This is a genomic window from Catellatospora paridis, from assembly GCF_009720365.1.
In the GTDB taxonomy this organism is placed as follows: domain Bacteria; phylum Actinomycetota; class Actinomycetes; order Mycobacteriales; family Micromonosporaceae; genus Catellatospora; species Catellatospora paridis.
The window spans coordinates 592575-604449 of sequence record NZ_ML769312.1 but is presented as its reverse complement, the minus strand read 5'-3'; the positions used below and the strand labels follow the sequence as shown (position 1 = coordinate 604449).

Genomic DNA, 11875 nt, shown 5'->3' with positions numbered 1-11875 from the left:
CTGCGTCGGTCAGCCGTAGGTCGGGTGCTGCGGCCACCCGGCCGGGGAGTCCTCCCAGTCCTGCATACGGCCGTAGGGAGCCAGGTCCATGATGCTGTTGGCGAAGACCAGCCGGTCCACGCCACGTGAGGTGGTGTTGTAGGTCCGGTAGACGTCGTCGCCGTCACGCAGGAACACACTGAGCATGAAACCGCCGCCCGCGTCGCAGTCGTCGGAGAACGGCGTGCCGTGCGACGACACGAACGGCAGCGTCCAGCCGCGCTCGGCCTTGTACGACTCGATCTGCGCCAGCGGCATGTTGGACACGGTCACCCAGGTGATGCCGCGGCCGGCCAGCAGGGGCAGCGCGTGCACCGGCACGTTGTCGGTGAACCACGTGCAGCCGGGGCAGTAGTGCTTCGGCCCGCGGTCCATGAACTGGTAGACGACCAGCTCACCGCGGCCGTCGAACAGGTCGAGCAGGCTCTTGGGCCCGTCGGGCGTGGCGAACTCGTACGGCTTGTCGAACTTCGTCATCGGCAGGCGGCGGCGCCGGGCGGCCAGCGCATCCTGCGCGCGGGTCAGTTCCTTCTCCGCCTTGAGCAGGTCGTCACGGGCCTGCTGCCACTGCTCGGCGCTCACGATCTCCGGTTTGTCCATACCCGGCATCCTGCCTGCCTCCCCCGACACATCCGCGCACCCGCAGTGCGAAGACCTCCTCGGTCAGCCGGTCGGGTCGGGGACAGCCAGTTCGGCGGCGTGGGGCAGTTCGTGGCCGACCGGCACGACCACGACCGGGCAGTTGGCCTTGCCGATGCACTCCTCGCTGACCGAGCCGAGCACGGTGTGCATCAGCCGGCTGGTCCCATGGCTGCCGAGCACCAGCAGGTCGGCGTCGGCGGCCGCGGCAGCGAGCACGTCGGCGGCCCGGCCCTCGACCACCTCGCCCGCGATCGCGACCCCCTCCCGCTGGAAGGACGGCAGCGCGCCCAGTTCCCGGTCGAGCATGGCGCTGGTGATCTCCTGGGCGGCCGAACCGATGACGTCGTCGTCGGTCTCGTCCCACCGCCAGGCTGCCACGGCCTGCACGGTCCCGCCACGGCCTGCTGCCTCGTGCACCGCCCAGCGCAGCGCGCGCCGCCCGCCCTCGGAACCGTCGACTCCGACCACGATCCGGAAGTTCGTCATGCCGCGCCCCCTACCCCTCGACCGGACGGCGCTAACGCGCCACGACGTGTCAGTGTGTGAGCCGTACCTTCTCCCTGGTCGCGCGCTGGATGTCGCCGGCGGCGACGACCAGCAGGCGGTGGCCGAGGTCGGAGAGCGCCCGCGCCACGGCGAGCTCGTCGCCGATCTCGGGGACGTCCTCGTCGTCCGGGTTGAGCTTGGCCCGGCCGACGCCGATCAGCCGGTCGCCGATCTCGTCGTCCTGCAGCCGGGCCTCGGCGTAGGTGCGGCCTTCGTCCTCGCCGACGAACACCTCGATGTTCCAGCGCTTGATCGCGGTCATTGCGGGTGCCTCCCCTCCAGGATGTGCGCGGAGCCCTCCAGCAGCGCCACGACCTCCTCGTCCGAGGTCTGCCGGAAGTCGGCGTAGCGCTCACCGACCGCCATGAACAGCTCCGGGGTCTCCAGGCAGACCACCTCGTCGGCGACCGAGCGCAGCTCGGCGGCCGTGTCCGGGGCGGCCACCGGCACCGCGAGCACCACCCGGGACGCGCCCCGCGCGCGGGCGATCTCGCACGCGGCACGGGCGGTGGCACCGGTGGCGACGCCGTCGTCGACGATCACGACCGTGCGCTCGGCGAGCGCCTCGGCGTCGCGGCCGTGCCGGAAGCGCTGCACCCGCCGCTCCAGCTCGACCCGTTCGGCCTGCTCCACGCGGTCCAGCGCAGCCGGGGTGATCCCGGCGGCGTCCAGCACGCCCGGGTTGAGCACCCGGACCCCCTCCTCGCCGATCGCGCCCATGGCCACCTCGGGCTGGAACGGCACGCCGAGCTTGCGCACCACGAGCACGTCGAGCGGGGCACTCAGGGCGCGGGCGACCTCCACCGCGACGACGACGCCGCCGCGGGGCAGCCCGAGCACGACGACGTCGGCGTCGTGGAGCCAGGTCAGGCGCTGCGCCAGGCGGTGCCCGGCGTCCGTTCGGTTCTGGAACATGGCGGCACCCTCCCCCACCATGGTCGTCCCATTGGACCCGCCGTGACCAGGACTTCCGCGACTCAGACGGAGGTTTGCGGATGTTCGGCGCGGTACGCGTCGACGACGGTGGGCAGGGTGTGGAAGATCCGGTCGCGGCCGACCGCATCGGCAAGGCCGAATGACACCATTTCGTCCATCAGCTCCTGTTTGACGCGAGCCAGGCCGAAGACGATGCCGCGCTGCGTCAGCTCGTTGCGCAGCTCCTCGACCGCTTCCATGGCGGTGATGTCGACCTCGACGATGGCCTCGGCGTTGAGCACGAACCACCGCACGTCCGCCGCCTCGTCGACCGCGGCAAGTGCCCGCCGCCGCAGGTCCTGGGCATTGGCGAAGAACAGCGGCGAGTCGTACCGGTAGATCATCAGGCCGGGCACGGTGCGCGCCTGCGGGTAGTCGTCGATGTCGTGCATGCCGGCCACGCCCGGCACGATGCCCAGCACCGCGTCGTGCGGCCGGGCGACCCGGGCCAGCATCTCCGCGACCGACAGCGCCACCGCGGCGAGCACGCCGTAGAGGATGTCGAACAGCAGCACACCGGCGAACGCGGCCAGGGCCAGCAGCAGCTCGCTGCGCCGGAACGCGGCCAGCTTGCGGAAGCCGGGCAGGTCGATCAGGCGCAGCGCGGCGTACACGATGATCGCGCCCAGCGCGGCGGTCGGGAACGCCGACAGCACCGGGCTGGCGAACAGCAGCGTGCAGACGACCAGCACCAGCGCGGTCAGCGAGTAGACCTGGCTGCGCGCGCCCGCCGCATCGGCCAGCGCGGTGCGGCTGCCGCTGCTGCTGACCGGGAAACCGCGCAGCACGCCCGAACCCAGGTTGGCCACGCCCAGCGCCAGCAGCTCCTGGTCGGCGTCGACCTCCTGGCGGTGCCGCGCGGCGAACGCGCGGGCGGTGAGCATGTTGTCGGTGTAGCCGACCAGCATCACGCCGACCGCCGGCAGCAGCAGGTCCGCGAAGTCGGTCAGGTCCGGCCACGCGAACGGCGGTAGCCCCGACGGGATCTTCCCGATCGTCTCGATGCCGTAGTCCTGCAGCCCGAACAGCGCGGTGGCCCCGGTCGCCAGCAGCACGGCCAGCAGCGGGCCGGGCAGCTTCGGGAACTGCCGCTGCACCAGGTAGAGGAAGGCCAGCACCAGCGCGCCGAGCACGACCGTGCCCAGGTGGATCTTTCCGATGCCCTTGACGAACGCCCAGACCTCGCCGAGCAGGGTGCCGCCGTCGACCGGCACGCCGGTCAGCCGCTCCAGCTGACCGATGATCATGATGATGGCGACGCCGGCCATGTAGCCGACGAGGATCGGCTTGGACAGCAGATCGGCCACGAAGCCGAGCCGGATCGCCCAGCAGATCAGGCACAGCAGGCCGACGATGACGGCCAGCCCGGCGGCCAGCGCGGCGTACCGGCCCGGGTCGCCCGCGGCCAGCGGCCCGATGACGGTCGCGGTCATCAGGGCGGTGGTCGACTCCGGGCCGACCGACAGCTGCCGCGACGAGCCGAGCAGGGCGTACACCGCCAGCGCGGGCAGCGCCGCCCAGAGTCCCGCCACCGGCGGCAGTCCGGCCAGGCCGGAGTACGCCATCACCTGCGGGATCAGGTAAGCCGCGACCGTCGCCCCGGCGAGCACGTCCCCGCGCAGCCAGGTGCGGTCGTAGGAGCGCAGCGTCACGACACCGGGCGCCTGGGGAATCCATCGTGGTCTGTCGGCCATGAACACTTGTACCGCATGGCGCATCGCCGCGAAACCCCGTGGCCCTCGCCCGGCCGTGATCGGCTACGGTCGGGCGGTTCCGATGACGACGGAGGTGCACGGTGGGCGGCCGGTCCTACATGCTCGCGACCCGGATGCCGATGTCGCGGGACGGGTTCGACGCGTGGCTGTCCACGCCATTACCAGGCCACGACGTGATCGCGAACCCGGATGAGATGTGGCTGGGCTGGGCCACCGGGGACCTGACGCCCGACTGGGAGCTGACCGCGATCGCCGACTCGCCCGCCGCCGTCGCGACGTACCGGGCGAGCCGGACCCGGACCCCGCTGGAACTGCTCGCCGCACGGGCAGCCGGCGGTTTCACGCTCGCCCGGCACCACGACGGCGCACTGGAGATCTACCTGTACGACTACCACGCCGACACCTACGCCACCCTGACGGACCTGCTGATGCTGGCCGGGGCGGGCCGGTTCGCCGACGGCGACGCCGAGGCCCCGGTCGTGTACTGGGGCGGCGACGTCTACCCCGGCCTTCCCTTCGACGACAGCTCGGTGCTGTCGGTGCTGCTGGTCGGCCGCACGGCGGCCCGGTTCACCGCCACCTACCCGTTCGCGGCGCTGGCGGCGCGGCTGCGGCCGGTCGAGGAGGCGTTTCTCGGCGCCGTCGTCGACCCGGAGGGCGACGATCCGGGCTGGGACTCCTCCGAGGTGCTCGACCTGGCGATCGCCGCCCACGCGTAGCGGCGTTCAGCCGGTCGCGCGGGGCACCACCAGCACCGGGCAGTACGAGTGGTGCAGCACCTGGTGGCTGACCGAGCCGAGCAGCAGCCCGGTGAGGCCGCCGCGCCCGTGCGCCCCGACGACCACGAGCTGAGCCTGCTTGCTCAGCTCGATCAGCACCTTCGCGGGCCGGCCGCGCACCAGGTGCTCGCGGGTGCGCACGTCGGGGTGGTCCTTGCGGACCTGGGCCAGCGCCTGGTCCAGCAGGTGGCCCTCCTCCTCGACGACGGTCGCGCTGTCGTGCTTGTGGTCGTGGTGCTCGCCGTGGGCGTGCCCGCCGGCGCGGGTCCAGCTGTGCACCGCGGTCAGCTCCGCCTTGCGCATCTCGGCCTCGGCGAACGCGGCTTCGATCGTGGGCACGGAGTCCGGCGAGCCGTCCGCGCCGACGACCACGGGTCCGGTCGAGCGCTCCTCGCCCCGTACGACCAGGACCGGGGTGCGCCCGTGCGCGGTGCACTGCACCGCCACGGAGCCGACCAGCAGGCCGGTGAACCCGCCGAGGCCGCGGTCGCCGATGACGAGCAGGTCGGCGTCGCGGGCCGCCCGCAGCAGCACCGGCGACGGGGCGCCGGTCATCAGGTCGGTGAGCACGGACACGGACGGATCGGTCTGTCTGGCCACCGCCACCGCCTCGGCGAGGGTCCGTTCGGCGTCGTGGCGCAGCCCGCCCTCCCCCGGACCCGCCTCGGACGGCCCCATCGTGACGTGCATCAGCGGCCAGATGAAGGCGTGCACGATGCGCAGCGGCAGGTGCCGCCAGGCCGCCTCCCGGGTGGCGATACGCACCGCGGCCAGCGACGACGCCGACCCGTCGGCCCCCACCACGATCGGGCGGGCGCCGCCGCTCTCGGTGTTCATCGCCGGTCCGGCGCCGGCGTCCAGACTGTTCATACCCCGCCCCGCCCCGGCCAGGTCCAGTCCGTGATGTCCGGGGCGTCCTGGCCGTAGGCGCGGGTGTAGTCGCGGGCCCGTTGGCGTGAGTCGGTCATGTACTGACGCAGCGCCGCCGCGGTCACGCCGAGGCCCGGCACCCGGTCGATGACGTCGATGACGAGCCGGAACCGGTCCAGGTCGTTGAGCATCACCATGTCGAACGGCGTGGTCGTGGTGCCTTCCTCCTTGTACCCGCGCACGTGCATGTTGCCGTGGTTGGCGCGCCTGTAGGTGAGCCGGTGGATCAGGCTCGGGTAGCCGTGGTAGGCGAAGATGACCGGCCGGTCGGTGGTGAAGATGGCGTTGAACTGCGGGTCGGGCAGGCCGTGCGGATGCTCGGTGTCGGGCTGCAGCCGCATCAGGTCGACCACGTTGACCACGCGTACCCGCAACGCGGGCAGGTAGCGCTGGAGCAGGTCGACCGCGGCCATGGTCTCCAGCGTCGGCACGTCGCCCGCGCACGCCATCACCACGTCCGGCACGCCGCCGGCGTCGTTGCCGGCCCAGGCCCAGATGCCCAGACCCCGGCGGCAGTGCAGGGCCGCATCGGTCATGTTAAGCCAGGACGGCTGCGGCTGCTTGCCGGCCACCACCACGTTGACGTAGTTGCGGCTGCGCAGGCAGTGGTCCATCGTGGACAGCAGGGTGTTCGCGTCCGGCGGCAGGTAGATCCGGGTGATCTCGGCCTTCTTGTTGACCATGTGGTCGATGAAGCCCGGATCCTGGTGCGAGAAGCCGTTGTGGTCCTGCCGCCACACGTGGCTGGACAGCAGGTAGGTCAGCGACGCGATGGGCCGCCGCCACTCGATGCCCCGGGTCACCTTCAGCCACTTGGCGTGCTGGTTGACCATCGAGTCGATCACGTGGATGAACGCCTCGTAGCTGGTCAGCAGGCCGTGCCGGCCGGTGAGCAGGTAGCCCTCCAGCAGGCCCTCGCACAGGTGCTCCGACAGCACCTCGATGACCCGGCCCGTGGGTGCGAGATGGTCGTCCCCGGCGAAGATCCGCGCGTCGAACTCGCGGTCGGTCACCTCGAACACCGCGCCGAGCCGGTTCGAGTTCACCTCGTCGGGCCCGAAGAGCCGGAACCGGTCGGGGTTGGAGCGGATCACGTCGCGCAGCCAGACGCCCAACACCCGGGTCGCCTCGGCCGGCGGGCTGCCGGGCTGGGGCACGTCGACGGCGTACCCGCGGATGTCGGGCAGGACCAGGTCGCGCAGCAGCAGGCCGCCGTTGGTGTGCGGGTTCGCGCTCATCCGCCGCGAGCCGCGCGGGGCCAGCGGAGCGAGGAACGCCATCGGCGCGCCGGTCGCGTCGAACAGCTCCTCCGGCCGGTACGAGCGCATCCACTGCTCCAGCATCGCCAGGTGCTCGGGGTTGTCCCGAACGCCGGACAGCGGCACCTGGTGCGCCCGGAACGTGCCCTCGATCGGTACGCCGTCGACGACCTTCGGGCCGGTCCAGCCCTTCGGCGTGCGCAGCACGATCATCGGCCAGCGCGGGCGCTCGCCGTCGGCGCCCTGGCGGGCGTGCGACTGGATCGAGGCGATCTCGTCCAGGGCCAGGTCGAGGGCGTACGCCAGCTCGTGGTGCACCCGCACCGGGTCGCTGCCCGACACCAGGATCGGGTGGTACCCGTACCCGTGCAGCATCGCCATCAGGTCGGCCTCGGGGATGCGGGCCAGCACCGTCGGGTTGGCGATCTTGTAGCCGTTGAGGTGCAGGATCGGCAGCACCGCGCCGTCGGTGACCGGGTTGATGAACGTGTTCGCCAGCCAGCTGCACGCCAGCGGCCCGGTCTCGGCCTCCCCGTCGCCGATCACGCAGGCCACCAGCAGCCCGGGGTTGTCCAGCGCCGCACCGTACGCGTGCATCAGCGAGTAGCCCAGCTCGCCGCCCTCGTGGATCGAGCCCGGCACCTCGGCCGCCACGTGGCTGGGGATGCCGCCCGGGAACGAGAACTGGTGGAACAGCCGCGCCATGCCGAACTCGCTGCGGTCCACGCTCGGATACAGCTCGCTGTAGGTGCCCTCGAGCCAGGTGTTCGCCACGATCGCCGGGCCGCCGTGGCCCGGGCCGCAGATGAAGATCGCGTTGAGGTCCCGGTTGGTGATGGTCCGGTTCAGATGCGCCCACAGCATGTTCAGACCCGGGCTGGTCCCCCAGTGGCCCAGCAGCCGCGGCTTGATGTGCTCGGGCCGCAGCGGCTCGCGCAGCAGCGGGTTGGCCATCAGGTAGATCTGACCCACGGTCAGGTAGTTGGCCGCCCGCCACCAGGCGTCGAGCCTGCTCAGATCGTCATCGCGCAGGTGTGTCACACCGGCGGTGTGCCCGGCGCCCGGTCGCTCTGTCACCGTCATGTGCCGATCTTCGCCCGCCGGAGCCTCTCATGCAGGCAGAATGTCCGCTTTCCTGAGGCGTCTTCGCAGGTCAGCCGACTATCGGCATTCGCCCCGAGGTGCCGGTTCAGCTGCTATAGCGTGACCTGAAGCGCGGGAACGGGAAGAGGAGGAGCGATGGTGGCTTCCCAGTTGCCGGACGCCGTGCAGGGACCCGGTCCGGTCGACGTGGTGCTCAACGTCAACGGGGCCACCCACGTGGTGCGCCTCGAACCCCGGGTCAGCCTGCTGGACTGCCTGCGCGACCACATGAACCTCACCGGCGCGAAGAAGGGCTGCAACCAGGGCGCCTGCGGCGCGTGCACGGTGTGGGTCGACAAGCGGCGCGTGGTGGCCTGCCTGACCCTGGCCATCGCCTGCGAGGGCCGCGAGATCACCACCATCGAGGGCATGGCCGAGAACGGCACCCTGCATCCGATGCAGAAGGCGTTCCTGTCCGAGGACGCGTTCCAGTGCGGCTACTGCACCCCGGGGCAGATCATGTCGGCGGTGGCGCTGCTGGCCGAGGGGCACGCCGGGTCCGACGCGGAGATCGGCGAGTGGATGAGCGGCAACATCTGCCGCTGTGCGGCCTATCCGAACATCCGCACCGCGATCCGCGACGTGCGCGACGGCGTGGGAGGTGTGGGCCGTGCGACCCGTTAGCTACTCGCGCGTCAGCGACGTGGCCACCGCCATCGCCACCGTCGCCGCCGACCCGACCAGCGCTTACCTGGCCGGCGGCACCACGAAGATCGACATGCTGCGCATCTACGCCGAGCCGTCGCAGCGCCTGGTCGACATCAACTCCCTGCCGATCGACCACATCGAGGTGCAGCCGGACGGCGCGGTGCGCATCGGCGGCCTGGCCCGGATGAACGACGTCGCGCTGGCCCCGGTCGTCGTCGACCGCTTCCCGATGCTGTCCGAGGCGCTGCTGCTGGGCGCGTCCGCGCAGCTGCGCAACATGGCCTCGATGGGCGGCAACATGCTGCAGCGGGTGCGCTGCTCGTACTTTCGCGACGCGGAGGCGAGCTGCAACAAGCGCGCGCCCGGCACCGGGTGCAGCGCGCTCGCCGGGGTCAACCGCGGGCACGCGGTGCTGGGCACCAGCCCGCACTGCATCGCCACGCACCCGTCGGACGCGGCGGTGGCGCTGGTCGCGCTCGACGCGATGATCCACGTGCAGAACTCCGGCGGCCACCACGCCATCGCGATCGACGACTTCTTCCTGCTGCCCGGGGACACCCCGGAGCGTGAGCATCCGCTAAACCACGGCGACCTGATCACCGCGATCGAGGTTCCGGCGCTGCCGGCGGCCCGCAACTCGCTCTACCTGAAGGTGCGCGACCGGGAGTCGTACGAGTTCGCGCTCGCCTCGGCGGCCTGCGCGCTGACGGTCACCGACGGCGTCGTCGCCGAGGTGCGGCTGGCGCTGGGCGGGGTGGCCACCAAGCCGTGGCGGGCCCGCCGGGCCGAGCAGGTGCTGCGCGGCGCGCCCGCGACACGGGAGACGTTCGCGCGGGCCGCGGCCGCGGAGATGGCCGACGCCGTGCCGCAGCCGATGAACGCGTTCAAGATCGAGCTGGCGCAGCGCACGATGATCCGGGCGCTGGAGACCCTCACCGCGCGAGGAGAAGCGCCATGACCACCGCGATCGGACGTCCGCTGGACCGGGTCGACGGGCACGCGAAGGTCACCGGCGCGGGCCGCTACTCGGCCGAGATCGCGCTGCCCGGGCTGGCGCACGCGGTGCTGGTCACCTCGCGCATCCCCAGCGGCCGGGTGGAGCTGATCGACACGTACGACGCCGAGCGGGCCGAGGGCGTGCTGGCCGTGCTGCACCACCTGAACCTGCCCAAGGGCGGTTCGGTGCCGCCCCTGCTGCCGTCGCTGTTCGGGGCGGCCGCGTCCGGGCAGACGTTCTTCCCGATGCAGGACGAGGTGATCCACTACGCCGGGCAGCACCTGGCCATGGTGGTCGCGGAGACGCTGGACCAGGCCGAGCACGCGGCCCGGCTGGTGCGCATCACCTACCAGGAGACGGCGTCGATCACCACCGTGGAGCAGGGGCGCGACCGGGCGTACGAGGCGGAGAAGATCTTCGCGGGGTTCATCCCGGGCCGGATCGCCCGCGGCGACGTGGCAGCGGCGCTGGACCGCGCACCGGTCACGGTGGAGAACTCCTATTACTGCGCGGCCAACCACCACAACCCGATCGAGTGCTCGGCGACCACCGCGGTCTGGGAGGGCGACCGGCTCACCCTCTACGACGCCACCCAGGGCCCCAACGCCACCCTGCACACCGTCGCCGAACTGCTCAACGTGATGCCGTCGCACATCCGGGTGGTCACCAACTACGTCGGCGGCAGCTTCGGCTGCAAGGCGATGATCTGGGACCATCCGGCGCTGGCCGCGCTCGCCGCGCGGGCCGTGCACCGGCCGGTGCGGCTGGCACTGTCCCGCGAGCAGATGTTCAGCTCCGTCGGGCACCGCGAGGAGCAGGAGCAGCGGCTGACGCTGGGCGCCGACCGCGACGGCAGGCTGACCGCGATCCGCCACCACAAGCTCTCCCCCACGTCGCACTTCGACGACTGGGCCGAGCCGTCGCTGGGCGTGGCCTCGCAGATCTACGCCTGCCCCAACTACGAGGGCGTCTACAACCTGATCAAGGCCAACACCATGACGCCGACGTTCACCCGCTGCCCCGGTGAGGCGTCGGGCATGTTCGTCATGGAGACGGCGATGGACGAGCTCGCCGAGAAACTCGACCTCGACCCCCTGGAACTGCGGCTGCGCAACTACGCCGAGACCGAGCCGATGACCGGGCACCCGTGGTCGAGCAAGGGCCTGCGCGACTGCTACCGGCGCGGCGCGGAGCTGGCCCGCTGGTCCGAACGCGACCCCCGGCCGGGCACGAGACGCGACGGGAACTGGCTGCTCGGCTGGGGCATGGCCAGCTCCGGCTACCCGGTGACGCCGCCCGGCAACCCGCAGCGCGCCCGCGCCCGCATCTTCGCCGACGGCAGCGCCGTGGTGCAGTCGAGCTTCTCCGACATCGGCACCGGCGCGGCGACCGCGATGACCCAGGTCGCCGCCGACGGCCTGGGCGTGCCGCTGGAGCGGATGCGCATCCAGTACGGCGACAGCGACCTGCCCAACACCGCCGCCGCGGTCGGCTCCGCCGGGGCCGGCATGGTCAGCGCCGCCGTGCACATCGCCGCGACCGCCCTACGCGACCAGCTCATCGCCCAGGCCGTCGCCGACGAGCACTCGCCGCTGCACGGCGCCGACCCGCGGCAGGTCGTGGTCAGCGACGGTCGGATGGCGCTGCGCGACCGCCCCGCCACCGGCGAGACATACGCCGAACTGCTGCAGCGCGCGTTCATGGCCGACGCGGAGGCGCTGGGCACCTGGAACCCGCCCGGCATGGACACCCCGTACGGCACGATGACGTTCGGCGCGCAGTTCGCGCAGGTGGCCGTCGATCCCGACCTCGGCCTGTGCCGGGTGCGGCAGCTGATCGGGGTGTTCGACCCCGGCCGGGTGCTCAACCGCAAGACCGCGCACAGCCAGCTGATGGGCGGCATGCTCTGGGGCATGAGCCACGCCCTGCTGGAGGGCACGATCATGGGCCCGGACGGCCGCTGGGCCAACGCCAGCCTCGGCGAGTACCTGGTGCCGGTCAACGCCGACGCGCCCGACGTGCTCATCGAGACGATCGAGACCACGGACACGGTGGTGAACCCGCTGGGCGTCAAGGGCGTCGGCGAGGTCGGCATGGTCGGCACCGCGGCGGCGATCGCCAACGCGGTCTGGCATGCCACCGGCCGCCGGCACCATAAGCTACCCATCACCATCGAATCCTTGCTTTAGCCGAAGGGCCGCC

At 71.9% G+C, this 11875-nt stretch carries 11 protein-coding genes; 4 read left to right on the top strand and 7 right to left on the bottom strand.

Annotated elements, in window-relative coordinates:
* Positions 1 to 9: 9 nt before the first annotated feature.
* From F9C41_RS02555 to F9C41_RS02535, 5 genes are all read right to left on the bottom strand, one after another.
* Positions 10 to 639, bottom strand: a complete 630-nt coding sequence (locus tag F9C41_RS02555; RefSeq protein WP_155384925.1) for a DUF899 domain-containing protein — start codon at positions 637 to 639, stop codon at positions 10 to 12.
* Between the two features lie 63 nt (positions 640 to 702).
* The gene (locus F9C41_RS02550) at positions 703 to 1167 is read right to left on the bottom strand and encodes a universal stress protein (RefSeq protein ID WP_155384924.1); all 465 of its coding nucleotides are present in this window, start codon (positions 1165 to 1167) and stop codon (positions 703 to 705) included.
* Between the two features lie 49 nt (positions 1168 to 1216).
* Positions 1217 to 1489, bottom strand: coding sequence for a DUF1876 domain-containing protein (locus F9C41_RS02545; RefSeq protein WP_144120081.1), 273 nt, complete (start codon positions 1487 to 1489; stop codon positions 1217 to 1219).
* Positions 1486 to 2142, bottom strand: a complete 657-nt coding sequence (locus tag F9C41_RS02540; RefSeq protein WP_155384923.1) for a phosphoribosyltransferase — start codon at positions 2140 to 2142, stop codon at positions 1486 to 1488. Before F9C41_RS02540 ends, F9C41_RS02545 begins: the two co-directional genes overlap by 4 nt.
* 62 nt (positions 2143 to 2204) lie before the next feature.
* Entirely contained in the window at positions 2205 to 3854 is a 1650-nt protein-coding gene (locus F9C41_RS02535) for a SulP family inorganic anion transporter (RefSeq protein WP_230689238.1), read from the bottom strand.
* A gap of 143 nt (positions 3855 to 3997) precedes the next feature.
* Here F9C41_RS02535 and F9C41_RS02530 point away from each other — a divergent pair, with 143 nt between their 5' ends.
* On the top strand, positions 3998 to 4636 hold the full coding sequence (locus F9C41_RS02530) for a hypothetical protein (RefSeq protein ID WP_155384921.1): 639 nt from the start codon (positions 3998 to 4000) through the stop codon (positions 4634 to 4636).
* A gap of 6 nt (positions 4637 to 4642) precedes the next feature.
* Here F9C41_RS02530 and F9C41_RS02525 read toward each other — a convergent pair whose 3' ends face one another.
* Entirely contained in the window at positions 4643 to 5566 is a 924-nt protein-coding gene (locus tag F9C41_RS02525; protein WP_230689237.1) for a universal stress protein, read from the bottom strand.
* On the bottom strand, positions 5563 to 7968 hold the full coding sequence (locus F9C41_RS02520; RefSeq protein WP_155384920.1) for a phosphoketolase family protein: 2406 nt from the start codon (positions 7966 to 7968) through the stop codon (positions 5563 to 5565). Before F9C41_RS02520 ends, F9C41_RS02525 begins: the two co-directional genes overlap by 4 nt.
* 159 nt (positions 7969 to 8127) lie before the next feature.
* On the opposite strand from F9C41_RS02520, the gene F9C41_RS02515 reads away from it, so the two are divergent.
* The 3 genes from F9C41_RS02515 to F9C41_RS02505 are packed head-to-tail and all read left to right on the top strand — an operon-like array spanning position 8128 to position 11862.
* The gene (locus F9C41_RS02515) at positions 8128 to 8652 is read left to right on the top strand and encodes a (2Fe-2S)-binding protein (RefSeq protein WP_407924658.1); all 525 of its coding nucleotides are present in this window, start codon (positions 8128 to 8130) and stop codon (positions 8650 to 8652) included.
* A complete protein-coding gene (locus F9C41_RS02510) occupies positions 8639 to 9634 on the top strand; it encodes an FAD binding domain-containing protein (RefSeq protein WP_155384918.1) in 996 nt (331 codons plus the stop codon). Before F9C41_RS02515 ends, F9C41_RS02510 begins: the two co-directional genes overlap by 14 nt.
* Positions 9631 to 11862, top strand: coding sequence for a xanthine dehydrogenase family protein molybdopterin-binding subunit (locus tag F9C41_RS02505; RefSeq protein ID WP_155384917.1), 2232 nt, complete (start codon positions 9631 to 9633; stop codon positions 11860 to 11862). The genes F9C41_RS02510 and F9C41_RS02505 overlap by 4 nt, the downstream gene beginning before the upstream one ends.
* Positions 11863 to 11875: the final 13 nt, after the last annotated feature.

Coding starts and splice junctions, on each gene's coding strand:
- F9C41_RS02555 (WP_155384925.1), bottom strand. CDS start 639: ATGGACAAACCGGAGATCGTGAGCGCCGAGCAGTGGCAGCAGGCCCGT.
- F9C41_RS02550 (WP_155384924.1), bottom strand. CDS start 1,167: ATGACGAACTTCCGGATCGTGGTCGGAGTCGACGGTTCCGAGGGCGGG.
- F9C41_RS02545 (WP_144120081.1), bottom strand. CDS start 1,489: ATGACCGCGATCAAGCGCTGGAACATCGAGGTGTTCGTCGGCGAGGAC.
- F9C41_RS02540 (WP_155384923.1), bottom strand. CDS start 2,142: ATGTTCCAGAACCGAACGGACGCCGGGCACCGCCTGGCGCAGCGCCTG.
- F9C41_RS02525 (WP_230689237.1), bottom strand. CDS start 5,566: ATGAACAGTCTGGACGCCGGCGCCGGACCGGCGATGAACACCGAGAGC.
- F9C41_RS02520 (WP_155384920.1), bottom strand. CDS start 7,968: ATGACGGTGACAGAGCGACCGGGCGCCGGGCACACCGCCGGTGTGACA.
- F9C41_RS02505 (WP_155384917.1), top strand. CDS start 9,631: ATGACCACCGCGATCGGACGTCCGCTGGACCGGGTCGACGGGCACGCG.